A 24,215-nucleotide genomic window follows, 5' to 3' on the forward strand; every position below is an offset into this window, starting at 1 on the left:
CCGGGCAGGTGCGCCCGGCTACATAAACCGATTCCGATATTACCGGGCGCATGGGCCCCAGGCAGACCTAGGCGCCCGCCAGTTGCTCGCAACTGGACGGGCGCCGAGGTCGTACGCCTTACAGCTCGGTGACGGAGCCACCGGCGGCGGCGATCTTCTCCTTGGCCGACGCGCTGAACGCGTGCGCCGACACCTGGAGCGCCACCCCGCCAAGGTCCCCGGTGCCGAGGACCTTGACCGGCTGGCCCTTGCGGACCGCGCCGGCCTCAACCAGCTCGAGCGGGCCGACCTGGCCGCCGTTCGGGAACAGCTCGGCGAGCCGGTCCAGGTTGACCACCTGGAAGACCACCTTGAACCTGTTCTTGAAGCCCTTCACCTTCGGCAGACGCATGTGGATGGGCATCTGCCCACCCTCGAACGCCGCCGAGATGTTCTTGCGGGCCTTGGAGCCCTTGGTACCGCGACCGGCGGTCTTGCCCTTGGAACCCTCACCGCGACCCACACGGGTCTTCGCGGTCTTGGAACCTGGCGCCGGGCGCAGGTGGTGCACCTTGATCGTCATTACTCGACCTCCTCGACCTTCACGAGGTGGTTGACCGTGAAGATCATGCCGCGGATCTCGGGCCGGTCCTCCTTGACCACCACGTCGTTGATCCGCTTGAGACCGAGCGAACGCAGCGAGTCACGCTGGTTCTGCTTGGTCCCGATACCGGACCGGAGCTGGGTGACCTTCAGGCGTGCCATCAGCGCGCCACCCCCGCACGCGACGCCAGCATGGCGGCCGGCGCGACGTCCTCCACCGGCAGGCCACGACGCGCCGCGACCTGCTCGGGGGACTCAAGCCCCTTCAGGGCCGCCACGGTGGCGTGCACGATGTTGATCGGGTTGGACGAGCCGAGGCTCTTGGAGAGCACGTCGTGGATACCCGCGCACTCCAGCACGGCACGCACCGGACCACCGGCGATGACACCCGTACCGGCCGAGGCCGGCTTGAGCAGCACCACGCCGGCCGCGTCCTCACCCGTCACCGGGTGCGGGATCGACTGGCCGATCCGCGGAACCTTGAAGAAGTGCTTCTTGGCCTCCTCGACACCCTTGGCGATCGCCGCGGGCACCTCCTTGGCCTTTCCGTAGCCCACGCCGACCGTGCCGTCGCCGTCGCCCACGATCACCAGGGCGGTGAAGCTGAAGCGACGACCACCCTTCACGACCTTGGCGACGCGGTTGATCGCGACGACCCGCTCAAGGTGCGGGGTCTTCTCGACGGGCGCGTTTCCACGGCCGCCCTCACGGCGGTTGTCGCGGCGACCACCCTCGTTGCCACCGGACCCGCCGCCACGGCGCTGTTGACCTGGCATCAGCAGCCTTCCTTATCTCTCGTGACGGGGTTGTTAGAACTCGAGCCCGGCTTCGCGGGCAGCGTCGGCAAGCGCGGCGACTCGCCCCGCGTACCGGTTGCCACCGCGGTCGAAGACGACCTTGGAGACGCCGGCGGCCTTGGCCCGCTCGGCGAGCAGGGCGCCCACCTTGCCGGCGAGGGCGCTCTTGTCGCCCTCCGCACCGCGCAGCGAGGCGTCCAGGGTCGACGCCGACGCCAGGGTGTGACCCTTGGTGTCGTCGACGATCTGGGCGACCATGTGCCGCAGCGAACGGGTGACGACCAGGCGCGGACGCTCGGCCGTACCGCTGACGTTCTTGCGGACGCGGAAGTGCCGACGCGCACGCCCAACGGCGCGCTTGGCGGCGACGCCGCGGCGGCGCTTGAGCAGCGTGGCGCTCACTTCTTACCTGCCTTTCCAGCCTTGCGGCGGATGACCTCGCCCTGGTACTTGACGCCCTTGCCCTTGTAGGGCTCCGGCGGGCGGATCTTCCGGATGTTGGCGGCGACCTCACCGACCTGCTGCTTGTCGATGCCGGCCACGTGGAACAGGGTCGGCCGCTCCACCGTGAAGGTGATGCCCGCCGGGGCGGGGACGACCACCGGGTGCGAGAACCCGAGCGCGAACTCGAGGTCCGAGCCCTTGGCAGTGACCCGGTAACCGGTGCCGGCGATCTCCAGGCTCTTACGGTAGCCCTCGGTCACGCCGACGATCATGTTGGCGACCAGGGTACGGCTCAGGCCGTGCAGTTCCTTGGCCTTGCGCTCGTCGTTCGGGCGGTTGACGTTCAGCTGCCCGTCCTCCGCGCGCTCGACCGTGATCGGCTCCGCGATGGTGTGCTGGAGCTCGCCCTTCGGGCCCTTGACCTTGACGGTCTGCCCGTCGATCGTGATGTCGACGCCGGATGGCACCGGGATCGACTTACGTCCAATTCGCGACATTTCTACCAGTCTCCCGTTACCAGACGAAGGCGAGGACTTCCCCGCCAACACTCCGCTTGCGGGCCTGCCGGTCGGTCAGCAGTCCCTGGGACGTCGAAATGATCGCCACGCCCAGCCCACCGAGCACCCGCGGGAGCCCGTCCGACTTGGCGTACACCCGGAGACCGGGCTTGGACACGCGCTTGATGCCGGCCAGGCTCCGCTCCCGGTTCTGGCCGTACTTCAGCTCGACGACCAGTCGCTTGCCGACGGCGCCCTCCTCGGGCTCCTCGACCGACCAGGTGGCGATGTAACCCTCGGCCTTCAGGACCTCGGCGATGTTCGCCTTGATCTTGGAGTAGGGCATCTTCACCTGATCGTGGTACGCCTGGTTGGCGTTACGCAGACGCGTGAGCATGTCTGCGATCGGGTCGGTCATCGTCATGGATTTCGTCAGCCTTTCTCGCCGGGGTTCCCGGGGCATCAGCCCCGGGCCTACGGCGAAGAGCAATACCTAATCGGTACAGGAGTTCCCGGCCGGAGCCAGGAAGCGGTCGCCCTTACCAGGAAGCCTTGGACACACCCGGCAGCTCACCGCGGTGGGCCATCTCCCGGATGCAGACCCGGCAGAGCCCGAACTTGCGGTAGACCGCCTTCGGACGCCCGCACCGCTGGCAGCGGGTGTACGCGCGAACCGAGAACTTCGGCTTCGCGGCCGCCTTGAGGATCAGCGCCTTCTTGGCCATCTCAGTTCTCCTTGAACGGGAAGCCCAGGAGCTTGAGCAGCGCCCGACCCTCGTCGTCAGTCGTGGCGGTGGTGACCACCGTGATGTCCATGCCCCGCTGGCGATCGATCCTGTCCTGGTCGATCTCGTGGAACACCGACTGCTCGGTCAGACCGAACGTGTAGTTGCCGTGCCCGTCGAGCTTGCGCCCGTCCAGACCGCGGAAGTCACGGATACGCGGCAGCGCGATGGACAGCAGCCGGTCCAGGAACTCCCACATACGGTCGCCGCGGAGGGTCACCTTCGCGCCGATCGGCATGCCCTCGCGGAGCTTGAACTGCGCGATGGACTTGGTCGCCCGCCGCACCTGCGGCTTCTGGCCCGTGATCGTGGCGAGGTCGCGGACCGCGCCGTCGATCAGCTTGGCGTCGCGAGCAGCCTCACCGACACCCATGTTGACGACGATCTTGACCAGCCGCGGCACCTGCATGGGGTTGCCGTAGCTGTTCTGCTCACGCAGCTGGGCCACGATCTCGTTGCGGTACCGCTCCTTGAGGCGCGGCATGGTCTTTTCGGTAGCCGTGGTCATCACAGGTCCTTACCGGTGCTACGCGCGATGCGGACCTTCTGGCCGTTGTCGTCGAACCGGTAACCGACGCGGGTCGGCTTGCCGTCGGAGTCCAGGACCTGCACGTTCGAGACGTGGATCGGGGCCTCCTGAGTGACGATGCCGCCGGTCTTGGCGCCACGCTGGGTGGTGCTGATTCGGGTGTGCTTCTTGACCCGGTTCACGCCCTCGACCAGGACCTTGTCCTGCCGCGGGTAGGCCGCGATGACCTTGCCCTTGGCACCCTTGTCCTTGCCGGCGATGACGACGACCGTGTCGCCCTTCTTGACCTTCACGGTCACAACACCTCCGGCGCGAGGGAAATAATCTTCATGAACCGCTTGTCCCGCAGCTCCCGACCCACCGGGCCGAAGATGCGGGTACCGCGCGGGTCCCCACCGTCCTTGATGATGACGGCGGCGTTCTCGTCGAAGCGGATGTACGAGCCGTCCGGCCGCCGCCTCTCCTTGGCCGTGCGAACGACGACAGCCTTGACGACGTCGCCCTTCTTCACACCGGCACCCGGGATCGCGTCCTTGACCGTGGCCACGATGACGTCGCCGATGCTCGCGTAGCGCCGACCCGAGCCACCGAGAACCCGGATGCACAGGATCTCCCGAGCACCCGTGTTGTCGGCGACGCGCAGTCGCGACTCCTGCTGAATCACGTCTATCTCCTATGTCTGCCGGTTCTCCGGCCGCCGGAGCGGCCGGAGCCTGGCGGAACCTACGCCCGACGCAGCGCCGGGCTCGAGCCTTCGCTACTTGGCCTTTTCCAGGATCTCCACGATCCGCCAACGCTTGGTGGCGCTCAGCGGCCGGGTCTCCATAATGAGAACCCGGTCACCGGTGCCAGCGGCGTTCTGCTCGTCGTGCACCTTCAGCTTGGCCGTACGGCGCATGATCTTGCCGTACAGCGCGTGCCGAACCCGGTCCTCGACCTCGACAACGACGGTCTTGTCCATCTTGTCGCTGGTCACCAGGCCCTCGCGGACCTTGCGGCGCGACCGCGCGGCGGCGGTGGCAGTCTCTTCGGTCATGATGCAGTCACCTCAGTCGGCGCGGCCGAGAGCCCCAGCTCGCGCTCACGCATGATCGTGTAGATCCGGGCGATCTCCCGACGGATGACCTGCAACCGCCGGTTGTTGTCCAGCTGCCCGGTTGCGGCCTGTACGCGGAGGTTGAACAGCTCCGCCTTGGCCTCCCGCAGCTTCGTGACCAGCTCCTCTTCGGAGAGCTCACGCAGCTCGGTCGCCTTAACGCCCGCTGCCATCAGGATTCACCCACTTCGCGCGTAACAATGCGGCACTTCATCGGGAGCTTGTGGATCGCGCGACGCATGGCCTCTCGCGCGGTCTGCTCGTTGGGGAAGGACATCTCGAAGAGAACCCGCCCCGGCTTGACGTTGGCGACCCACCACTCGGGCGAACCCTTACCGGAACCCATCCGGGTCTCGGCGGGCTTCTTGGTGAGGGCCTGGTCCGGGAAGATCGTGATCCAGACCTTGCCACCACGCTTGATGTGGCGAGTCATCGCGATACGTGCCGACTCGATCTGCCGGTTCGTCACGTACGCCGGCTCGAGAGCCTGAATCCCGAACTCGCCGAACACCACCCGGTTACCACCCTTGGACGCGCCACTGCGGTCCGGGTGGTGCGGCTTGCGGAAGCCCTTCGGGGGCTTGCGCGGCATCAGCATCTGTCAGCCCTCCTGCTGCGTCTCTGCCGGAGCAGCAGCGGCGGCGACAGCTGCGCTGTCGACCGGCTCGCCGCTCGGCGTCTCGGCCTGCTGCGCGATGGTGGTCGCAGCAGCGCGACCGGCCTCGGTGCCACCAGCCGTGGTGCCGGACGAACCCGACCGACCACGGCGCGGACGCTCGGGACGGTCGCCACGCTCACCACGACGCGGGCGGGACGGACCGGCCTCGGCCGGAGCCTCCCGGCCCGGGACGGCGTCGCCCTTGTAGATCCAGACCTTCACACCGATCCGACCGAACGTGGTACGAGCCTCGAAGAAGCCGTACTCGATGTTGGCCCGCAGCGTGTGCAGCGGAACCCGGCCCTCACGGTAGAACTCGGTCCGGCTCATCTCGGCGCCGCCGAGGCGACCCGAAACCTGAACCCGGATGCCCTTGCAGACCGGGTTCTTCATCGCCGACTGCATGGCCTTGCGCATCGCCCGACGGAAGCTGACCCGGCTGGACAGCTGCTCGGCCACGCCCTGCGCGACGAGCTGAGCGTCCGACTCGGGGTTCTTCACCTCGATGATGTTGAGCTGGACCTGCTTGCCGGTGAGCTTCTCCAGCTCGCCGCGGATCCGGTCGGCCTCCGCACCCTTACGGCCGATGACGATGCCCGGCCGGGCGGTGTGGATGTCGACCCGGACGCGGTCGCGGGTGCGCTCGATGTCGACCTTGGAAATCCCGGCACGCTCGAGGCCCTTGGACATCATGCGGCGGATCTTGACATCCTCGCCGATGTAGTCCTTGTAGAGCTTGTCCGCGAACCAGCGGGACTTCCAGTCGGTCGAGATGCCGAGCCGGAACCCAGTGGGGTGAACCTTCTGACCCATTACTCGGCATCCTCCGTCTTGCTCTGCGCTTCGGCCGGTGCGGCCTCCGTGGCCGGAGCGGCCTTCTTGGCCGCGGCCTTCCTCGGCGCTGCCGGCGCGACCGCCTCGACCGCCACGGTGATGTGGCAGGTGCGCTTGCGGATCCGGTACGCCCGACCCTGCGCCCGCGGCTGGAACCGCTTCATCGTCGGGCCCTCGTCCACGAACGCCTCGCTGACGAGCAACGCGTCAGGGTCCAGCCGCTCGTTGTTCTCCGCGTTGGCGATCGCGCTAGCGAGCACCTTGTACACCTGCTCGCTCGCAGCCTGCGGCGCGAACTGCAGCACCGTGAGCGCCTCCTTCGCGGGCAGGCCGCGGACGAGGTTGACCACCCGGCGCGCCTTCATCGGCGAGATGCGCACGTGCCGCGCAACCGCCCGCGCGCCCGGAAGCACCGGAGCGTCGCCCTTTCCTGGCATCGCTGTAACCCCTTGTTCCCTCTATCCGTATGCCTGGCGGCGTCAGCGCCGACGGCTCTTCCGGTCGTCCTTCTCGTGACCCTTGAAGGTGCGGGTCAGCGCGAACTCGCCGAGCTTGTGCCCGACCATCGCCTCGGTCACGAACACCGGGACGTGCTTGCGTCCGTCGTGCACGGCGATCGTGTGCCCGAGCATCTCGGGGATGATCGTCGAGCGCCGCGACCAGGTCTTGATCACGTTCTTGGAACCCTTGTCGTTCTGGACTTCCACCTTCTTGAGCAGGTGGTCGTCGACGAACGGGCCCTTCTTCAGGCTGCGAGGCATGTCTTATCTCCCTCAGCCGCGCTTACGCGTGGCGTAGCGGCGGCGGACGATCAGCTTGTCGCTCGCCTGGCCCTTACGGCGGGTGCGGCCCTCGGGCTTACCCTGCGGGTTGACCGGGTGGCGACCACCGGAGGTCTTACCTTCACCACCACCGTGCGGGTGGTCGACCGGGTTCATGGCGACACCACGGACGGTCGGGCGCTTGCCCTTCCACCGCATACGGCCAGCCTTACCCCAGTTGATGTTCGACTGGTCGGCGTTGCCGATCTCGCCGATGCTGGCGCGGCAGCGCACGTCCACACGCCGGATCTCGCCGGACGGCATACGCAGGGTCGCGTACGCGCCCTCACGGCCGAGCAGCTGGATGCCGACGCCGGCCGAGCGGGCCAGCTTGGCCCCGCCACCCGGACGCAGCTCCACGTTGTGGATCGTCGTACCGACCGGGATGTTGCGCAGCGGCAGGTTGTTACCCGGCTTGATGTCGGCGCCCGGACCGGACTCGACGCGGTCGCCCTGCTTTATGTCCTTCGGCGCGAGGATGTACCGCTTCTCGCCGTCGGCGTAGTGCAGCAGCGCGATGCGCGCCGTGCGGTTCGGGTCGTACTCGATGTGAGCGACCTTCGCCGGCACGCCGTCCTTGTCGACCCGCTTGAAGTCGATCAGACGGTACTGGCGCTTGTGACCGCCACCGTGGTGCCGCGTGGTGATCCGGCCGTGGGCGTTACGCCCGCCCTTCTTCGGCAACGGAGCCAGCAGCGACTTCTCCGGCGTGGACCGGGTGATCTCGGCGAAGTCGGCGACGCTGGAGCCACGACGGCCCGGCGTCGTCGGCTTGTACTTACGGATAGCCATTGTCTACACCCCTCAGCTGACCGGGCCGCCGAAGGCCTCGATACGGTCACCGTCAGCCAGCTTCACGATCGCCCGCTTGGTCGCCTTGCGCTGACCGAAGCCGGTCTTGGTGCGCTTGCGCTTGCCCTGGCGGTTGAGCGTGTTGACCGTCAGGACGCGGACGTCGAAGATCTGCTGGATAGCGATCTTGATCTCGGTCTTGTTCGCGTCCGGGTGCACCAGGAAGGTGTACCAGTTCCGGTTCAGCTCGCTGTAGCTCTTCTCCGAGACGACCGGCGCGACGATGATGTCGCGCGGGTCGGCGATCGTGCTCACTTGCCACCCTCCTCGGTGGTCTCGGCGGGCACACCCAGGAACTCGTCCAGGGCGTCCTTCGTGAAGACCACGTCGTCGGCCACCAGCACGTCGTACGTGTTCAGCTGGCCGGACTCGATCAGGTGCACCCGCGGCTCGTTGCGCAGCGACACCCAGTTCAGCTCGTCGGTGCTGCTCAGCACGACCAGGACCCGACGGGCCTCGGTGAGCTTGGTCAGCGTGGCCAGGGCGGCCTTGGTCGACGGCTTCTCGCCCGAGACGAACGCCTCGACGACGTGCACCTGGCCGGCGCGGGCCCGGTCGGAGAGGGCACCGCGAAGCGCGGCGGCCTTCATCTTCTTCGGGGTCCGCTGGCTGTAGTCACGCGGCACGGGACCGTGCACCACGCCACCGCCGGCGAACTGCGGCGCGCGGATCGAGCCCTGCCGGGCGCGACCGGTGCCCTTCTGCTTGTACGGCTTCTTGCCGCCACCGGCGACCTCGCCGCGGGTCTTGGCCTTGTGCGTGCCCTGTCGGGCCGCCGCGAGCTGGGCCACCACGACCTGGTGCATCAGCGCGACGTTGGCCTGCACGTCGAAGATGTCCGCCGGCAGCTCCACGGAGCCGCTGGTGGTGCCCTCGACGGTGCGCACGTCAACGGTGGTCACTTGGCCGCACCGCCCTTCTTCACCTTGCTCTTGGCCGCGGTACGGACCAGAACCAGCGCGCCCTTGGGACCAGGAATGGCACCCCGGACGAGCAGCAGGTTGTTCTCGGTGTCGACCGCCTGGACGGTGAGGTTCTGCACGGTGAAGCGCACGCCGCCCATGCGGCCGGCCATCCGGGTGCCCTTGAAGACACGACCCGGGGTGGCGCAGGCGCCGATGGAACCGGGCGAGCGGTGCTTGCGCTCGACACCGTGGCTGGCGCGCAGACCATGGAAGCCGTGCCGCTTCATCGGGCCCGCGTAGCCCTTGCCCTTGGTCTTGCCGGTGACGTCGATCGTGACGCCGATCGGGAACTCCTCGACCGTGACCTCCTGGCCCAGCGAGTATTCCCCGGCGTCCGTGGTGCGCAGCTCGACGATGTGCCGGCGCGGCGCCACGTCCGCCTTCGCGTAGTGCCCGCTGACCGGCTTCTTGACCTTGCGCGGGTCGATCGTGCCGTAGGCGAGCTGGACCGCGGAGTAACCGTCCTTCTCGGCGCTACGAACCTGGCTGATGACGCACGGGCCGGCCTCGACCACGGTCACGGGAACAACCTTGTTGTTGTCCCAGACCTGGGTCATGCCGAGCTTGGCGCCCAGGATCCCCTTGACTTGCCTGTCCATTTGTCCGGTCCCTACAGCTTGATCTCGATGTCGACGCCAGCCGGCAGGTCGAGGCGCATGAGCGAGTCGACCGTCTTCGGGGTCGGGTCGATGATGTCGATCAGCCGCTTGTGCGTGCGCATCTCGAAGTGCTCGCGCGAGTCCTTGTACTTGTGCGGCGAGCGGATAACGCAGAAACGGTTGATCTCCGTGGGCAGCGGCACCGGGCCCGCGACCTGCGCCCCGGTGCGCGTCACCGTCTCGACGATCTTCCTAGCCGAGGAGTCGACGACCTCGTGGTCATAGGCCTTGAGCCGGATGCGGATCTTCTGTCCCGCCATGGTGGCTTCTGTTCCTTCTCTCGATGCCGCTGTGTTGCGGGCGCCTGCACCGGCTGGCACAGGCCCACTTCGCCGACCCCCGCGGTCGGGCGTGTCGCGCCCTCGGGCCAGGCTCCGCCCCGAGCTTCCGGAGTGGTGCTGACCGCGCGGTGGGTCAAGGCGCCGATCGCACTACCGCGACCTGAACGCCGTGCGAGGGTGGTTGGCGACTGGGCCGCCAACCACCCTACGCTCGACTGTCCCGCCACCCGGAGGTTCAGCGCAAGCCGAACACAGGCGACGATCTGTCGTTACGCAACCTGACTAGTATGCCGCACGACCGGCGGCGGGTCTAATCGGGGTTACCCAGGTCACTTCTGGATCTTGGTGACGAACCCGGCGCCGACGGTGCGGCCACCCTCGCGGATCGCGAACTTGAGGTTCTCCTCCATGGCGATGGGCTGGATCAGCTTCACCGACATGGTGGTGTTGTCACCCGGCATGACCATCTCGGTGCCCTCGGGGAGGGTGACGACACCGGTGACGTCCGTGGTCCGGAAGTAGAACTGCGGACGGTAGTTCTGGAAGAACGGGGTGTGGCGGCCACCCTCCTCCTTGGAGAGGATGTAGACCGTCGCCTCGAACTCCGTGTGCGGGGTGTTCGAGCCCGGCTTCACGACGACCATGCCGCGCTCGACCTCGTCGCGCTTGGTGCCACGCAGCAGCAGGCCGACGTTCTCGCCTGCGCGGGCGTCGTCCAGGGTCTTGCGGAACATCTCGATCGCGGTGACCTTGGTCTTGAAGCTCTTCTCCTTGATACCGACGAGCTCAACATCCTCGTTCGGCAGGAGAACGCCGCGCTCCACGCGACCGGTGACGACGGTGCCACGACCGGTGATCGTGAAGACGTCCTCGACCGGCATCAGGAACGGCTTGTCGACCTCGCGCTCCGGCTGCGGGATCGAGGTGTCGACAGCGGTCATCAGGTCCAGCAGCTTGCCGGTCCACTCGGGGTCACCCTCGAGGGCCTTCAGCGCCGAAACCCGGACGACCGGCAGGTCGTCACCCGGGTACTCCTGCGAGGAGAGCAGCTCGCGGACCTCGAGCTCGACGAGCTCCAGGAGCTCCTCGTCGTCGACCATGTCGCTCTTGTTGAGCGCCACGACGATGTACGGCACGCCAACCTGACGCGCGAGCAGCACGTGCTCACGGGTCTGCGGCATCGGGCCGTCGGTCGCCGCGACCACCAGGATCGCGCCGTCCATCTGCGCGGCACCGGTGATCATGTTCTTGATGTAGTCCGCGTGGCCGGGGCAGTCCACGTGCGCGTAGTGCCGCGACTCGGTCTGGTACTCGACGTGCGCGATCGAGATCGTGATGCCGCGGGCCTTCTCCTCCGGCGCCTTGTCGATCTCGTCGAACGGCGTGTAGGGGTTCAGGTCCGGGTACTGGTCGTGCAGGACCTTGGTGATGGCCGCCGTCAGCGTCGTCTTACCGTGGTCGATGTGACCAATGGTGCCGATGTTGACGTGCGGCTTAGTCCGCTCGAACTTAGCCTTCGCCACTGGTGTCCTCCTGTGGACTTCTTGGTTCGTACGCCCGGCGCGCCGGTCGGCGCTTAGGACTCTGTCGACAGCCTTTCCGGCCTGACGGCCGGAGAGCCATTGTGGGTTCTGCGGCGATGAAGCCTACAGGCCCGGTCTCACGCGATCCGATCGTGGTGGCCGCGGGCGGGAAAACCACCCGCGACCGACCACGAATCACCTGCTCGGGGAAGTTACTCGCCCGTCGCCTTTGCGATGATCTCCTTCGCGACGCTCTGCGGAACCTCGGCGTAGGAGTCGAACTGCATGCTGTAGCTAGCCCGGCCCTGGGTCTTCGACCGCAGGTCGCCGACGTAGCCGAACATCTCCGACAACGGCACCAGAGCCCTCACGATGCGGGCGCCGCTGCGCTCCTCCATCGCCTGGATGATGCCGCGGCGGGAGTTGAGGTCGCCGATGACGTCACCCATGTTCTCCTCAGGAGTGGTGACCTCAACGGCCATCATCGGCTCGAGCAACGCGGGGTCGGCCTTGCGGGCCGCGTCCTTCATCACCATCGAGCCGGCGATCTTGAATGCCATTTCCGACGAGTCGACCTCGTGGTACTGACCGTCCAGCAGCGTCAGCTTCACACCGACGAGCGGGAAGCCCGCGAGGATGCCGTACTGCATGGCGTCCTGCGCACCGGCGTCGACCGACGGGATGAACTCCCGCGGGATGCGACCACCGCTGACGGCGTTGGCGAACTCGTAGGTCGGCGAGTCGTTGTCCAGCGGCAGCGGCTCGACGCTCACGATGACGCGGGCGTACTGGCCGGAACCACCGGTCTGCTTCTTGTGGGTGTACTCGACCTTGTCCACCTTGCGGCGGATGGTCTCGCGGTACGCCACCTGCGGCTTGCCGACGTTGGCCTCGACGTTGAACTCGCGGCGCATCCGGTCGACCAGAATGTCCAGGTGCAGCTCACCCATGCCCGAGATGACCGTCTGACCGGTCTCCTCGTCCAGCTGGACGCGGAAGGTCGGGTCCTCCTCGGCCAGGCGCTGGATGGCCGTGCCCAGCTTCTCCTGGTCGGACTTGGTCTTCGGCTCGATCGCCACCGAGATGACCGGCTCCGGGAAGGTCATCGACTCAAGGATGACCGGGTTCGCCGGGTCCGAGAGCGTGTCGCCGGTGGTGGTCTGCTTGAGACCCTGCACGGCGATGATGTCGCCGGCCTGCGCCGACGGACGCTCTTCACGCTTGTTGGCGTGCATCTGGTAGATCTTGCCGATCCGCTCCTTGCGGTCCTTGGTGGAGTTGACCACCTGGGAGCCGGAGTCGAGCGTGCCGGAGTAGACGCGCACGTAGGTGAGCTTGCCGAGGTGCTTGTCCGTCTGGATCTTGAAGGCCAGACCGGAGAAGGGCTCCGAGTTGGACGGCTTGCGCAGCAGCGGGGTCTCACCGTCGGTGGCCGTACCCTCGATCGCCGGGACGTCCAGCGGCGACGGCAGGAAGTCGACCACGGCGTCGAGCATGGGCTGGACGCCCTTGTTCTTGAACGCCGAGCCGCACAGCACCGGGTTGGCCTTGCCGGCGATGGTGGCACGCCGGATGGCGGCCTTGATCTCCTCGACGGAGATTTCCTCGCCCTCCAGGTACTTCTCCATCACCGAGTCGTCGACGTCGGCGAGGGTCTCCATCAGCTTCTCGCGCCACTCGGCCGCGGAGTCGGCCAGGTCGGCCGGGATCTCCTCGATCGCGTAGTCGTCACCCTTCTGGGTCTCCCCGCGCCAGGTGAGGGCGCGCATGCCGATCAGGTCGACGACACCGATGTGGTCGCCCTCGAGCCCGATCGGGATCTGGAGCACCAGCGGGGTGGCGTTCAGCCGGTCGATCATCATCTGCACGCAGCGGAAGAAGTCGGCGCCGGTCCGGTCGAGCTTGTTGACGAAGCACATCCGCGGGACGTTGTACTTGTCGGCCTGCCGCCAGACGTTCTCGGTCTGCGGCTCCACGCCAGCGACACCGTCGTAGACCGCGACCGCACCATCCAGGACCCGCAACGACCGCTCGACCTCGACCGTGAAGTCGACGTGGCCAGGCGTGTCGATGATCTGGATCGTGTGGCCCTTCCACTCACACTTGGTGGCAGCGGAGGTGATGGTGATACCACGCTCCTGCTCCTGCTCCATCCAGTCCATGACGGCGGCGCCCTCGTGGACCTCACCGATCTTGTACGTGATGCCGGTGTAGAACAGGATTCGCTCGGTGGTCGTGGTCTTACCGGCATCGATGTGCGCCATGATGCCGATGTTGCGTACGTTGGCGAGCGCGTCTGCGGCGGCCACTTCAATCCCTACTTATCGTCGTCTCGACTCAACTGGTGGCGGTTCCGGCGCCCGGGGGACGCCGGAACCTCAGGTGTTACCAGCGGTAGTGCGCGAAGGCCTTGTTGGACTCGGCCATCTTGTGCGTGTCCTCGCGCCGCTTGACGGCGGCACCGAGGCCGTTGCTCGCGTCCAGCAGCTCGTTCATCAGCCGCTCGACCATGGTCTTCTCGCGGCGGGCGCGGGAGTAGGTCACCAGCCAGCGCAGGCCCAGAGTGGTCGCCCGGGTGGGACGGACCTCGACCGGAACCTGGTAGGTGGCGCCACCGACTCGACGGCTGCGCACCTCGAGGGTCGGCTTGACGTTGTCCATCGCCCGCTTGAGGGTGACGACCGGGTCGGTGCCGGACTTCTCGCGGCAGCCCTCGAGGGCCGCGTACACGATGGTCTCGGCGAGCTGACGCTTGCCGCGCAGCAGGATCTTGTTCACCAGCTGGGTGACCAGCGGCGAGTTGTACACCGGGTCAGCGACCAGTGGCCGCCGCGGAGCGGGTCCCTTACGCGGCATGTCAGCTCTTCTCCTTCTTCGCGCCGTAACGGCTGCGCGCCTGCTTGCGGTTGCGGACACCCTGGGTGTCCAGCGAGCCGCGGACGATCTTGTAACGCACGCCGGGGAGGTCCTTCACACGGCCGCCACGCACGAGCACGATCGAGTGCTCCTGCAGGTTGTGGCCGACACCCGGGATGTACGCGGTTACCTCGATCTGGCTGCTGAGCTTGACACGAGCGACCTTGCGCAGCGCCGAGTTCGGCTTCTTCGGGGTGGTGGTGTACACGCGGGTACACACGCCGCGCCGCTGGGGAGACCCCTTGAGCGCAGGGGTCTTGGTCTTGGTCGTCTTGGCCTGACGGCCCTTTCGGACCAGCTGCTGAATGGTGGGCACCGGGTTTCTCCGCTCCCTTCGGCCGCTGTCTGCGGCCGCGCCGTCTGCTCGTTAGCCGGCCTGATGACCGGCTCTCCTACATTCCGGCCAGGGTCACCTTGCGGAGGCCCCGGCACCCGCGGTCGGGCGTGTCGCCCAACTCACGGTTCCGGTACGGACGCTGTCGCGGGCGTACCGGATTTCTGTCACCGGCACGCGGATCGCCCCGCTCCGGATCTTTGGCTTGTCGTGCCGCCGTCCGGACTCCGGAACCAGCGCACGCACGAGTTGCCCGGGCACGCCCGGGCACAAGGGGAAAGAGTACCTACCACAGCCGCCCAGGTCAAAACGGAATGGGTCGGCGAACGTCTCACACTCGCCGGCCGGATCGCGTCCCGCCTCGTCGCCCGCGATGGGCACCTACCGATACAAGTGTACCGGCTTCCCCACCGAAGCACCCGTCGCCCCCGGGCAGGCACCCAGGGCCCCACGCCCCCACCGGCGCCATGGCTGCGGCCCGGTGGCCCGAAGTCACGTCAGGCTGATCAGCAACCCCAGCCCCAGACCCAACAGGCTGAGCAGCGCGCCCGCCGCGCCACAGCTGATGCCGGCCACCGCGAGCCCTCGGCCGGTGAACCGCACCCCCGACGGGGCAGCCGGCCGGCGGATCTGCCGCCGACCGAGCAGGCCGGTGACGATCGCCGCCACCCCCGCCAGCACCCCCAGCACCGTGAAGGCACCGGAGACCCACACACCACCGTCGGCCCCGAAGGCCACACCGATGCAGATCACCAGCAGCGAGACCAGGATCGAGGCGATGCCGGCCACCAGCGACCCGGTAGCCAACCCGGCGGTGACCGGCGGCACGTCCAGGTGCACCACGCCGAACGGGGTGCCGGGCACCGATTCCACCCGCTTCGGCGGCCGCCGCTGATCGTCGGTGGGCGGCGGCACCGGCCGCGCCACGGCCGTACCCCAACCCGGGAACTGCCCCGGCGCCGGCTGCCCCCAGGCGCCGGGCGTGCCCGGCCCGGACGACGGCGGGCCCCAGCCGTGCGGCACGGCAGGCTGCGACGGCGGGTGCCCCCAACCGGCGGGCGCACCGGGCCCCGACCACGGCTGGCCCCAGCCGTGCGGCACGGCCGGTTGCGACGGTGGCTGGGCCCAGCCGTACGGCGGCGGTGTTCCGGGGGCGGGATGGGGCTGCCCGTAACCGGGCGGATAGACCCCGCCCCACTGGGCCGTCGGCGGACCCCACGCCGGCGAGGGCGGCGGACCCCATCCCGAGGGCGGTGCACCCGGGTCGGGGTCGCCGATGCTCGGGGCCGGCTGCCCACCCGCTTCGGGTTGCACCCACGCACTACCGGCCGACGAAGCCGGCGCGGAGGAAGCCGCGTCCGAGATCGGCTCGGAGGACGCCGCGCCTGACACCGGCACGGACGACGGCGCATCCGGAGCCGGCGCAGAGGGAGTCACGTCCGGAGCCGGCGTGCGGGAAGCCGCGTCCGGAGCCGGCTCGCCAGGATGCCCGGCTGGTTCGTCCGCCGGGGGCCGCGCCGGTTCCGTCACGAAATTCTCCTGTCGAGAGGGCCGCCAGCGCGCGCGGCGGACACCGGCCAGGCTACCGCCGGAGACGGCGCCGTCCGCGCCGGGCGCGGTCGCCGGATGGTCAGTCCATGTTCGCCGGGTAGTCGTGGCCCAACGGCGCGCCGGCCAGCCGGACCACGCCGATCACCACGACGACGACCACGCTGACCGCGACCAGCACGAGACCGGTCCAGGCCAGCCGCTCCCCCCGTCGCAGCCAGACGCTTCCGGTCAGGAAACCCCCCGAGGCGTACGCCTCCCGCCGGGCCTGCCGAGCCAGTTGGAGCGCCACCGTCGCGGGTACCACCCCACCGATGAACAGCCCGGTCAGCATGCCGAGCAGCCCCAGCGCGAAGACCGCCCGCGCCTTGGTGGCACGGGCCGGGTCCGGGTCGAGCGGGTGGCGCAGGCCCGAAGAGGCGACGGACACCTGCCCGGATGCGGTCGTCATGTCTCCATCATGCCCAACCCGGACCGCTGCCAGGGCGGTCCGCACACGACGAGGCCCCCGGCGGCTGCCGGGGGCCTCGTCGGTATCGGTGCTTTAGCGGTACGACCCGAAGTCGAAGTCGTCCAGCGGCACAGCCTGCCCACTGGCCGGCCCGAACCCGTAGTCGGTCTCCGGGTAACCGGTCATCGAGTAGACCTTGGCCTTGGCCTCCTCGGTCGGCTCGACCCGGACGTTGCGGTACTTGCTGATGCCCGTACCGGCCGGGATGAGCTTACCGATGATCACGTTCTCCTTGAGGCCGACCAGCGAGTCGCTGCGCGAGTTGATCGCAGCGTCGGTCAGCACCCGCGTGGTCTCCTGGAAGGAGGCCGCGGAGAGCCAGGAGTCGGTGGCCAACGAGGCCTTGGTGATACCCATCAGCACCGGACGGCCGGCGGCGGGCTCGCCACCCTCCGACACGAGTCGGCGGTTCTCCGACTCGAACAGCGCCCGGTCGACCAGCACGCCCGGCAGGAACTCGGTCGAGCCGGAGTCGATGACCGTCACCCGCTTGAGCATCTGGCGGATGATGATCTCGATGTGCTTGTCGTGGATGAGCACACCCTGCGAGCGGTAGACCTCCTGGACCTCACTGGTCAGGTGGACCTGGACCGCCCGCGGACCCATGATCCGCAGCAGCTCGTGCGGGTCGATGGTGCCCTCGGTCAGCTTCTCGCCGACCGCGACGTGGCCGCCGTCGTGGGTCCGGAGCTTGACGCGCTTGGAGATCTTGTCGTAGACGATCTCTTCGCTGCCGTCGTCCGGCACCACGATGATCTTCCGCGAGCGCTCGCCGTCCTCGATGCGGATCCGACCGGGGGTGTCGGCGATGGGCGCCTTACCCTTCGGGACCCGGGCCTCGAAGATTTCCTGCACACGCGGCAGACCCTGGGTGATGTCCTCACCCGCGACACCACCGGTGTGGAAGGTACGCATCGTCAGCTGCGTACCCGGCTCACCGATGGACTGGGCAGCGATGATGCCGACGGCCTCACCGATGTCGACCGACTTGCCGGTCGGCAGCGAACGGCCGTAGCAGGCCGCGCAGACGCCCAGCTTCGACTCGCAGGTGAGCACGCTGCGCACCCGGACCGTCTCCACACCAGCGGCGACGATCTTGTCGACCCCAATGGAGTTGATGTCCTGGCCGCGCTCGGCCACCACGGTGCCGTCCGGCCCCTTGATGTCGTCGGCCAGGGTCCGGGCGTGCACGCTGGTCTCGGCGTGGGTGTGGACGACGAGCTTGCCGTCGAGCTTCTCGCCGATCTGCATCGGGATTGCCCGGTCGGTGCCGCAGTCCTCCTCGCGGATGATCACGTCCTGGGAGACGTCCACCAGACGACGGGTCAGGTAACCCGAGTCGGCGGTCCGCAACGCGGTGTCGGCGAGACCCTTACGGGCACCGTGCGTGGAGATGAAGTACTCCAGCACGGACAGACCCTCCCGGTAGCTGGCCTTGATCGGCCGCGGGATGATCTCGCCCTTCGGGTTGGCCACCAGACCACGGATCGCCGCGATCTGCCGGAGCTGGAGCAGGTTACCGCGAGCACCCGAGTTGATCATTACCCACAGGGGGTTCTCCTGCGGCAGCGCGGTGTCCATCTCCTTGGCGACCTCGTTGGTCGCCTTGGTCCAGATCTCGATGAGCTCGCCGCGACGCTCCTCGGCGGTCATCAGACCACGCTGGTACTGCTTGTCGATCCGGTCGGCTTCCTTCTCGTACTTCGCCAGGATCTCCGCCTTGCGCGGCGGAGCGATGACGTCCTCCATGCCGATCGTCACGCCGGACCAGGTGGCCCAGTGGAAACCGGCCTCCTTGAGCCCGTCCAGGGTGGCGGCCAGCGCCACCTTGGGGAAGCGCTCGGCGAGGTCGTTGACGATCGCGGAGAGCTGACCCTTGCGGATCTCGTAGTTCACGAAGCGGTAGCCCTGCGGCAGCGTCTCGTTGAACAGCACCCGGCCCAGGGTGGTCTCCACGGTCAGCGGGTCACCCTCGACCCAGCCCTCCGGGGCGGTCCACGCCTCGGCGCCAGAGCCGTTGTCGACGCCGACCACGCCACGCAGGCGGATCTTCACCGGCGCCTGCAGGCCCAGCTCACCGTTGTCGAAGGCCATCTGCGCCTCGGCGTCCGAGCTGAACACCCGGCCCTCGCCCTTCTCACCGGGGGTGAGGTGGGTGAGGTAGTACAGACCGATGACCATGTCCTGGGTGGGCATGGTGACCGGCTTGCCGTCGGCCGGCTTGAGGATGTTGTTCGACGACAGCATCAGGATCCGCGCCTCGGCCTGCGCCTCGGCGGACAGCGGCACGTGCACCGCCATCTGGTCACCGTCGAAGTCGGCGTTGAACGCGGTGCAGACCAGCGGGTGGATCTGGATGGCCTTGCCCTCGACCAGCTGCGGCTCGAAGGCCTGGATGCCCAGGCGGTGCAGGGTCGGCGCCCGGTTGAGCAGCACCGGGTGCTCGCCGATGACCTCTTCCAGCACGTCCCACACGACCGGGCGCTGACGCTCGACCATCCGCTTGGCGGACTTGATGTTCTGCGCGTGGTTGAGGTCCACCAGCCGCTTCATGACGAACGGCTTGAACAGCTCCAGCGCCATCTGCTTGGGCAGACCGCACTGGTGCAGCTTGAGCTTCGGGCCGACCACGATGACCGAACGGCCGGAGTAGTCGACGCGCTTGCCCAGCAGGTTCTGGCGGAACCGGCCCTGCTTGCCCTTGAGCATGTCGGACAGCGACTTGAGCGGACGGTTACCCGGACCGGTGACCGGCCGGCCGCGACGGCCGTTGTCGAACAGCGCGTCGACGGCCTCCTGGAGCATCCGCTTCTCGTTGTTGACGATGATCTCGGGCGCGCCGAGGTCGATCAGTCGCTTGAGGCGGTTGTTCCGGTTGATCACGCGGCGGTACAGGTCGTTGAGGTCCGAGGTCGCGAACCGGCCACCGTCGAGCTGCACCATCGGGCGCAGGTCCGGCGGGATGACCGGAACGCAGTCCAGCACCATGCCGAGTGGCGAGTTGCGGGTGTTCAGGAACGCCGCGACGACCTTGAGCCGCTTGAGCGCCCGGATCTTCCGCTGACCCTTACCGGACCGGATGGTCTCGCGCAGGCTCTCGGCCTCCGCGTCGAGGTCCATGTTCTGGACCAGCGCCTTGATGGCCTCGGCACCCATCGAACCGGTGAAGTACTCAGCGAAGCGGTCGCGCAGCTCGCGGTAGAGCAGCTCGTCGGTGACCAGCTGCTTCGGCTCCAGCTTGCGGAAGGTGTCCAGCACCTCGTCCAGGCGGTCGATCTCGCGCTGGGCCCGGTCGCGGATCTGGCGCATCTCGCGCTCTCCGCCCTCCTTGACCTTGCGCCGGACGTCCGCCTTGGCACCCTCGGCCTCCAGCTCGGCCAGGTCGGCCTCGAGCTTGGCGGCCCGCTTCTCGATCTCCGAGTCGCGGCTGTTCTCGGACTGCCGCTTCTCGGCGAGGATCTCGTTCTCGATCGTCGAGAGGTCGCGGTGACGCGACTCGGCGTCCACGCTCGTCACGACGTACGAGGCGAAGTAGATGATCTTCTCGAGGTCCTTGGGGGCGAGGTCCAGCAGGTAGCCCAGCCGGCTCGGAACGCCCTTGAAGTACCAGATGTGGGTCACCGGAGCGGCGAGCTCGATGTGCCCCATCCGCTCACGACGGACCTTGGAGCGGGTCACCTCGACGCCGCAGCGCTCGCAGATGATGCCCTTGAACCGGACGCGCTTGTACTTACCGCAGTAGCACTCCCAGTCCCGCTGCGGACCGAAGATCTTCTCGCAGAAGAGTCCGTCCTTCTCCGGCTTCAGGGTGCGGTAGTTGATCGTCTCAGGCTTCTTGACCTCGCCATGCGACCACTGACGGATGTCGTCGGCCGTGGCGAGACCAATGCGCAGCTCGTCGAAGAAGTTGACGTCGAGCACTATGTCCCCTATGTCGTCGTCTTTACAGCTAGATCACGGGCGAGGGTTGGGGGCCCCGGAGGACCCCCAACCCGCACCACTTACACCTCTTCGACCGAGCTCGGCTCGCGCCGGGACAGGTCGATGCCCAGCTCCTCCGCGGCCCGGAACACCTCGTCGTCGGTCTCGCGCATCTCCAGGGCCACACCGTCGCTGGAGAGCACCTCAACGTTGAGGCACAGCGACTGCAGCTCCTTGAGCAGCACCTTGAACGACTCCGGGATGCCCGGCTCCGGGATGTTCTCGCCCTTGACGATGGCCTCGTAGACCTTCACCCGGCCGAGCACGTCGTCGGACTTGATCGTGAGCAGCTCCTGCAGGGCGTAGGCAGCGCCGTACGCCTGCATCGCCCAGCACTCCATCTCACCGAAACGCTGACCACCGAACTGCGCCTTACCACCCAGCGGCTGCTGCGTGATCATCGAGTACGGGCCGGTCGACCGAGCGTGGATCTTGTCGTCGACCAGGTGGTTGAGCTTCAGGATGTAGACGTAGCCGACCGCGATCGGGTCCGGCAAAGGCTCACCGGAACGACCGTCGAACAGCTGCGCCTTACCGGTACGACCGATCAGCTGCTTGCCGTCCCGGTTGGGCAGGGTCGACTCGAGCAGACCGGAGATCTCCTCCTCGCGGGCACCGTCGAAGACCGGGGTGGCCACGTTGGTGTCACCCTCGGACTCGTGCGCGTCGATCGAGCGGAGCTGGCGCTTCCACTCGGCGTCGTCACCCTCGACCTTCCAACCGGTCTTGGCGACCCAACCGAGGTGGGTCTCCAAAACCTGGCCGATGTTCATCCGGCTCGGCACACCGAGCGGGTTGAGCACGATGTCGACCGGAGTGCCGTCCTCGAGGAACGGCATGTCCTCGACCGGCAGGATCTTGGAGATGACGCCCTTGTTGCCGTGCCGGCCGGCGAGCTTGTCGCCGTCCTGGATCTTGCGCTTCTGGGCGACGTAGACCCGGACCAGCTCGTTGACACCCGGCGGCAACTCGTCGCCGTCCTCGCGGGAGAACGTGCGCACACCGATGACCGTGCCGGTCTCGCCGTGCGGCACCTTCAGCGAGGTGTCCCGAACCTCACGCGCCTTCTCACCGAAGATCGCGCGGAGCAGCCGCTCCTCCGGGGTCAGCTCGGTCTCACCCTTGGGCGTGACCTTGCCGACCAGGATGTCGCCGGGGACGACCTCGGCGCCGATCCGGATGATGCCGCGCTCGTCGAGGTCGGCGAGCATTTCCTCGCTGACGTTCGGGATGTCGCGGGTGATCTCCTCCGGACCGAGCTTGGTGTCCCGGGCGTCGACCTCGTGCTCCTCGATGTGGATCGAGGTGAGCACGTCCTGCTGCACGAGGCGCTGCGACAGGATGATCGCGTCCTCGTAGTTGTGACCCTCCCAGCACATGAACGCCACCAGCAGGTTGCGTCCGAGTGCCATCTCGCCCTCGTCGGTGCACGGACCGTCGGCGATGACCTGACCGGCCTCGACGCGGTCGCCCTCGAAGACGACCGGCTTCTGGTTGACGCAGGAGCCGGCGTTGGAGCGGCGGAACTTGTGCAGCAGGTACGTCCGGCGGTGGCCGTCATCCTGGTGGATGGTGACGTAGTCGGCGCAGAGATCCTCGATCACACCGCCGACCTCGGCGACCACCACGTCGCCAGCGTCGACCGCGGCCCGGTACTCCATGCCCGTACCCACGAGCGGCGCCTCGGCCTTGACCAGCGGCACCGCCTGGCGCTGCATGTTCGCGCCCATCAGTGCCCGGTTGGCGTCGTCGTGCTCGAGGAACGGGATCATGGCGGTCGCGACCGAGGTCATCTGCCGGGGCGAGACGTCCATGTAGTCGACGGCACCGGGGACGACGTCCTCGGTCTCGCCGCCCTTACGACGGCAGAGCACCCGCTCCTCGGCGAACGTGCCGTCCGCCTTCAGGCGCGCGTTGGCCTGGGCCTTGACGAAGCGGTCCTCCTCGTCCGCGGTCAGGTAGTCGATCTGGTCGGTGACCCGACCCTCGACGACCTTCCGGTACGGCGTCTCGATGAAGCCGAACGGGTTGACCCGGGCGAAGGTGGACAGCGCGCCGATCAGGCCGATGTTCGGGCCTTCCGGCGTCTCGATCGGGCACATCCGGCCGTAGTGGGACGGGTGCACGTCGCGGACCTCGAAGCCGGCCCGCTCCCGGGACAGACCACCCGGGCCGAGCGCGCTCAGCCGACGCCGGTGGGTCAGGCCCGCCAGCGGGTTGGTCTGGTCCATGAACTGGGACAGCTGGGACGTACCGAAGAACTCCTTGATCGCCGCCACCACCGGGCGGATGTTGATCAGGGTCTGCGGCGTGATCGCCTCGACGTCCTGCGTGGTCATCCGCTCGCGGACGACACGCTCCATCCGGGAGAGGCCGACCCGAACCTGGTTCTGGATCAGCTCGCCCACGGTACGAAGGCGCCGGTTGCCGAAGTGGTCGATGTCGTCGGCCTCGTAGCTGTCCTCACCGGCGTGCAGCCGGCACAGGTACTCCACGGTGGCGACGATGTCGTCCTCGGTCAGCGTGCCGGTGGTGATCGGCACGTTGACTTCGAGCTTCTTGTTGAACTTGTAGCGCCCGACCTTGGCGACGTCGTACCTCTTCGGGTTGAAGAAGAGGTTGTCGAGCAGGGTCTGGGCGTTCTCGCGCGTCGGCGGCTCGCCAGGGCGCAGCTTGCGGTAGATGTCTAGCAGGGCCTCGTCGGCGCCGGCGATGTGGTCCTTCTCGAGCGTGGTCATCATCAGCTCGGACCAGCCGAACTTCTCACGGATCCGCTCGGCCGACCATCCGATGGCCTTGAGCAGGACCGTGACGGCCTGCCGGCGCTTACGGTCGATACGTACGCCGACCGTGTCGCGCTTGTCGATGTCGAACTCCAGCCAGGCACCCCGACTCGGGATGACCTTGACGCTGGAGAGGTCGCGGTCGGAGGTCTTGTCCGGCTGCTTGTCGAAGTACACGCCCGGAGACCGGACGAGCTGGCTGACCACGACGCGCTCGGTGCCGTTGATGACGAAGGTGCCCTTGGGCGTCATCATCGGGAAGTCACCCATGAACACCGTCTGGCTCTTGATCTCGCCAGTGGTGTTGTTGGTGAACTCCGCGGTCACGAAGAGCGGAGCGCAGTAGGTCAGGTCCTTCTCTTTGCACTCCTCGATCGAGGCCTTGACCTCGTCGAAGCGCGGCGCCGAGAAGGAGAGTGACATGGTGCCGGAGAAGTCCTCAATGGGACTGATCTCTTCAAGGATCTCCGCGAGACCCGAGCGTGCGTGCGGGTCGTCCGCCGACCGGCCCTGCCAAGCCTCGTTGCCGACGAGCCAGTCGAAGGACTCGTTCTGGATGGCAAGGAGGTTGGGGACCTCGAGGTGTTCGGTGATCCTGCCGAATGAAACTCGGCGGGGAGCGAATGCGCTCGACGTACGACTGGTCTTCGCAGGGCGGGAAGCTGCCAAGATGCGTCCTTCCGAGGACCGGTGCTGCAGAACGGCTGGTACGCGTGCACTCCAATGACCCCACCAGAATTATCCGTAAACGGACATTTCCGAGCAGGGGCCAAGTCGGAAGGCAGCGCAAACTAGCAGTGTAGCCGAGAGGCTAACCGC

General features: G+C 67.6%; 29 protein-coding genes. All 29 read right to left on the reverse strand.

Translation table 11 applies throughout. From position 1 onward, the window contains the following. Positions 1-118 precede the first annotated feature (118 nt). On the reverse strand, positions 119-562 hold the full coding sequence (gene rplO, locus ABZU91_RS19665) for a 50S ribosomal protein L15 (protein ID WP_355242137.1): 444 nt from the start codon (positions 560-562) through the stop codon (positions 119-121). Beyond that, positions 562-744 carry a 50S ribosomal protein L30 gene (gene rpmD / locus ABZU91_RS19670; protein ID WP_030329904.1) on the reverse strand — a complete coding sequence of 61 codons (183 nt, stop codon included), beginning with the start codon at positions 742-744 and terminating at the stop codon, positions 562-564. Before rpmD ends, rplO begins: the two co-directional genes overlap by 1 nt. Beyond that, positions 744-1,358: a 30S ribosomal protein S5 gene (gene rpsE / locus ABZU91_RS19675; RefSeq protein ID WP_007465263.1), complete on the reverse strand. Its 615-nt coding sequence runs from the start codon at positions 1,356-1,358 to the stop codon at positions 744-746. The genes rpmD and rpsE overlap by 1 nt, the downstream gene beginning before the upstream one ends. A gap of 33 nt (positions 1,359-1,391) precedes the next feature. Beyond that, complete coding sequence (gene rplR, locus ABZU91_RS19680) at positions 1,392-1,781, reverse strand: 50S ribosomal protein L18 (RefSeq protein WP_030329901.1); 390 nt, start codon at positions 1,779-1,781, stop codon at positions 1,392-1,394. Continuing rightward, positions 1,778-2,320: a 50S ribosomal protein L6 gene (rplF, locus tag ABZU91_RS19685; protein ID WP_355242142.1), complete on the reverse strand. Its 543-nt coding sequence runs from the start codon at positions 2,318-2,320 to the stop codon at positions 1,778-1,780. The genes rplR and rplF overlap by 4 nt, the downstream gene beginning before the upstream one ends. A gap of 16 nt (positions 2,321-2,336) precedes the next feature. Then, complete coding sequence (gene rpsH / locus ABZU91_RS19690) at positions 2,337-2,744, reverse strand: 30S ribosomal protein S8 (protein ID WP_007465270.1); 408 nt, start codon at positions 2,742-2,744, stop codon at positions 2,337-2,339. A gap of 115 nt (positions 2,745-2,859) precedes the next feature. Continuing rightward, positions 2,860-3,045 carry a type Z 30S ribosomal protein S14 gene (locus ABZU91_RS19695; protein ID WP_007073023.1) on the reverse strand — a complete coding sequence of 62 codons (186 nt, stop codon included), beginning with the start codon at positions 3,043-3,045 and terminating at the stop codon, positions 2,860-2,862. Position 3,046: 1 nt separating this feature from the next. Then, positions 3,047-3,613, reverse strand: a complete 567-nt coding sequence (gene rplE, locus ABZU91_RS19700; RefSeq protein WP_355050758.1) for a 50S ribosomal protein L5 — start codon at positions 3,611-3,613, stop codon at positions 3,047-3,049. Further along, complete coding sequence (gene rplX / locus ABZU91_RS19705) at positions 3,613-3,933, reverse strand: 50S ribosomal protein L24 (protein WP_355242147.1); 321 nt, start codon at positions 3,931-3,933, stop codon at positions 3,613-3,615. The genes rplE and rplX overlap by 1 nt, the downstream gene beginning before the upstream one ends. After that, positions 3,930-4,298 carry a 50S ribosomal protein L14 gene (gene rplN / locus ABZU91_RS19710; protein WP_007465279.1) on the reverse strand — a complete coding sequence of 123 codons (369 nt, stop codon included), beginning with the start codon at positions 4,296-4,298 and terminating at the stop codon, positions 3,930-3,932. Before rplN ends, rplX begins: the two co-directional genes overlap by 4 nt. A 93-nt stretch (positions 4,299-4,391) precedes the next feature. Beyond that, positions 4,392-4,670: a 30S ribosomal protein S17 gene (gene rpsQ, locus ABZU91_RS19715; RefSeq protein WP_355242152.1), complete on the reverse strand. Its 279-nt coding sequence runs from the start codon at positions 4,668-4,670 to the stop codon at positions 4,392-4,394. After that, positions 4,667-4,903, reverse strand: coding sequence for a 50S ribosomal protein L29 (gene rpmC / locus ABZU91_RS19720; protein WP_007465283.1), 237 nt, complete (start codon positions 4,901-4,903; stop codon positions 4,667-4,669). Before rpmC ends, rpsQ begins: the two co-directional genes overlap by 4 nt. Continuing rightward, positions 4,903-5,328, reverse strand: coding sequence for a 50S ribosomal protein L16 (rplP, locus tag ABZU91_RS19725; RefSeq protein ID WP_053653940.1), 426 nt, complete (start codon positions 5,326-5,328; stop codon positions 4,903-4,905). The genes rpmC and rplP overlap by 1 nt, the downstream gene beginning before the upstream one ends. A 3-nt stretch (positions 5,329-5,331) precedes the next feature. Beyond that, positions 5,332-6,201, reverse strand: a complete 870-nt coding sequence (gene rpsC, locus ABZU91_RS19730; RefSeq protein ID WP_007465294.1) for a 30S ribosomal protein S3 — start codon at positions 6,199-6,201, stop codon at positions 5,332-5,334. Continuing rightward, positions 6,201-6,659, reverse strand: coding sequence for a 50S ribosomal protein L22 (gene rplV / locus ABZU91_RS19735; protein ID WP_007465297.1), 459 nt, complete (start codon positions 6,657-6,659; stop codon positions 6,201-6,203). Before rplV ends, rpsC begins: the two co-directional genes overlap by 1 nt. 42 nt (positions 6,660-6,701) lie before the next feature. Continuing rightward, entirely contained in the window at positions 6,702-6,983 is a 282-nt protein-coding gene (gene rpsS / locus ABZU91_RS19740; RefSeq protein WP_007465299.1) for a 30S ribosomal protein S19, read from the reverse strand. 12 nt (positions 6,984-6,995) lie between these two features. Continuing rightward, a complete protein-coding gene (gene rplB, locus ABZU91_RS19745) occupies positions 6,996-7,835 on the reverse strand; it encodes a 50S ribosomal protein L2 (protein ID WP_355242158.1) in 840 nt (279 codons plus the stop codon). Positions 7,836-7,847: 12 nt separating this feature from the next. Further along, complete coding sequence (rplW, locus tag ABZU91_RS19750) at positions 7,848-8,150, reverse strand: 50S ribosomal protein L23 (protein ID WP_088998352.1); 303 nt, start codon at positions 8,148-8,150, stop codon at positions 7,848-7,850. Continuing rightward, positions 8,147-8,797, reverse strand: a complete 651-nt coding sequence (rplD, locus tag ABZU91_RS19755) for a 50S ribosomal protein L4 (protein WP_030329890.1) — start codon at positions 8,795-8,797, stop codon at positions 8,147-8,149. The genes rplW and rplD overlap by 4 nt, the downstream gene beginning before the upstream one ends. Beyond that, entirely contained in the window at positions 8,794-9,459 is a 666-nt protein-coding gene (gene rplC / locus ABZU91_RS19760) for a 50S ribosomal protein L3 (RefSeq protein ID WP_355242162.1), read from the reverse strand. Before rplC ends, rplD begins: the two co-directional genes overlap by 4 nt. Before the next feature lie 11 nt (positions 9,460-9,470). Further along, a complete protein-coding gene (gene rpsJ, locus ABZU91_RS19765) occupies positions 9,471-9,779 on the reverse strand; it encodes a 30S ribosomal protein S10 (RefSeq protein ID WP_007073037.1) in 309 nt (102 codons plus the stop codon). A 350-nt stretch (positions 9,780-10,129) separates the two neighbouring features. Then, the gene (gene tuf, locus ABZU91_RS19770; protein ID WP_355242165.1) at positions 10,130-11,323 is read right to left on the reverse strand and encodes an elongation factor Tu; all 1,194 of its coding nucleotides are present in this window, start codon (positions 11,321-11,323) and stop codon (positions 10,130-10,132) included. Between the two features lie 212 nt (positions 11,324-11,535). Further along, entirely contained in the window at positions 11,536-13,632 is a 2,097-nt protein-coding gene (gene fusA, locus ABZU91_RS19775; protein ID WP_355242168.1) for an elongation factor G, read from the reverse strand. Between the two features lie 76 nt (positions 13,633-13,708). Continuing rightward, positions 13,709-14,179, reverse strand: coding sequence for a 30S ribosomal protein S7 (rpsG, locus tag ABZU91_RS19780; protein WP_030489583.1), 471 nt, complete (start codon positions 14,177-14,179; stop codon positions 13,709-13,711). A gap of 1 nt (position 14,180) precedes the next feature. Then, positions 14,181-14,555: a 30S ribosomal protein S12 gene (rpsL, locus tag ABZU91_RS19785; RefSeq protein WP_007465318.1), complete on the reverse strand. Its 375-nt coding sequence runs from the start codon at positions 14,553-14,555 to the stop codon at positions 14,181-14,183. Positions 14,556-15,065: 510 nt separating this feature from the next. Further along, complete coding sequence (locus ABZU91_RS19790) at positions 15,066-15,446, reverse strand: hypothetical protein (protein WP_355242360.1); 381 nt, start codon at positions 15,444-15,446, stop codon at positions 15,066-15,068. Positions 15,447-16,203: 757 nt separating this feature from the next. After that, complete coding sequence (locus tag ABZU91_RS19795; protein WP_355242172.1) at positions 16,204-16,572, reverse strand: hypothetical protein; 369 nt, start codon at positions 16,570-16,572, stop codon at positions 16,204-16,206. Positions 16,573-16,665: 93 nt separating this feature from the next. Further along, positions 16,666-20,553, reverse strand: coding sequence for a DNA-directed RNA polymerase subunit beta' (locus ABZU91_RS19800; protein ID WP_355242175.1), 3,888 nt, complete (start codon positions 20,551-20,553; stop codon positions 16,666-16,668). A gap of 80 nt (positions 20,554-20,633) precedes the next feature. Further along, positions 20,634-24,065: a DNA-directed RNA polymerase subunit beta gene (locus ABZU91_RS19805; protein ID WP_355242178.1), complete on the reverse strand. Its 3,432-nt coding sequence runs from the start codon at positions 24,063-24,065 to the stop codon at positions 20,634-20,636. Positions 24,066-24,215 lie beyond the last annotated feature (150 nt).

Origin of the sequence: Micromonospora sp. NPDC005174, assembly GCF_040608495.1 — a bacterium.
GTDB lineage: Bacteria > Actinomycetota > Actinomycetes > Mycobacteriales > Micromonosporaceae > Micromonospora.

What these genes read in the sequence shown, in the direction of transcription:
- rplO (WP_355242137.1), bottom strand. Translation starts at nt 562, where the DNA reads ATGACGATCAAGGTGCACCACCTGCGCCCGGCGCCAGGTTCCAAGACC.
- rpmD (WP_030329904.1), bottom strand. Translation starts at nt 744, where the DNA reads ATGGCACGCCTGAAGGTCACCCAGCTCCGGTCCGGTATCGGGACCAAG.
- rpsE (WP_007465263.1), bottom strand. Translation starts at nt 1,358, where the DNA reads ATGCCAGGTCAACAGCGCCGTGGCGGCGGGTCCGGTGGCAACGAGGGT.
- rplF (WP_355242142.1), bottom strand. Translation starts at nt 2,320, where the DNA reads ATGTCGCGAATTGGACGTAAGTCGATCCCGGTGCCATCCGGCGTCGAC.
- rpsH (WP_007465270.1), bottom strand. Translation starts at nt 2,744, where the DNA reads ATGACGATGACCGACCCGATCGCAGACATGCTCACGCGTCTGCGTAAC.
- ABZU91_RS19695 (WP_007073023.1), bottom strand. Translation starts at nt 3,045, where the DNA reads ATGGCCAAGAAGGCGCTGATCCTCAAGGCGGCCGCGAAGCCGAAGTTC.
- rplE (WP_355050758.1), bottom strand. Translation starts at nt 3,613, where the DNA reads ATGACCACGGCTACCGAAAAGACCATGCCGCGCCTCAAGGAGCGGTAC.
- rpsQ (WP_355242152.1), bottom strand. Translation starts at nt 4,670, where the DNA reads ATGACCGAAGAGACTGCCACCGCCGCCGCGCGGTCGCGCCGCAAGGTC.
- rpmC (WP_007465283.1), bottom strand. Translation starts at nt 4,903, where the DNA reads ATGGCAGCGGGCGTTAAGGCGACCGAGCTGCGTGAGCTCTCCGAAGAG.
- rplP (WP_053653940.1), bottom strand. Translation starts at nt 5,328, where the DNA reads ATGCTGATGCCGCGCAAGCCCCCGAAGGGCTTCCGCAAGCCGCACCAC.
- rpsC (WP_007465294.1), bottom strand. Translation starts at nt 6,201, where the DNA reads ATGGGTCAGAAGGTTCACCCCACTGGGTTCCGGCTCGGCATCTCGACC.
- rplV (WP_007465297.1), bottom strand. Translation starts at nt 6,659, where the DNA reads ATGCCAGGAAAGGGCGACGCTCCGGTGCTTCCGGGCGCGCGGGCGGTT.
- rpsS (WP_007465299.1), bottom strand. Translation starts at nt 6,983, where the DNA reads ATGCCTCGCAGCCTGAAGAAGGGCCCGTTCGTCGACGACCACCTGCTC.
- rplB (WP_355242158.1), bottom strand. Translation starts at nt 7,835, where the DNA reads ATGGCTATCCGTAAGTACAAGCCGACGACGCCGGGCCGTCGTGGCTCC.
- rplC (WP_355242162.1), bottom strand. Translation starts at nt 9,459, where the DNA reads ATGGACAGGCAAGTCAAGGGGATCCTGGGCGCCAAGCTCGGCATGACC.
- rpsJ (WP_007073037.1), bottom strand. Translation starts at nt 9,779, where the DNA reads ATGGCGGGACAGAAGATCCGCATCCGGCTCAAGGCCTATGACCACGAG.
- rpsG (WP_030489583.1), bottom strand. Translation starts at nt 14,179, where the DNA reads ATGCCGCGTAAGGGACCCGCTCCGCGGCGGCCACTGGTCGCTGACCCG.
- ABZU91_RS19795 (WP_355242172.1), bottom strand. Translation starts at nt 16,572, where the DNA reads ATGACGACCGCATCCGGGCAGGTGTCCGTCGCCTCTTCGGGCCTGCGC.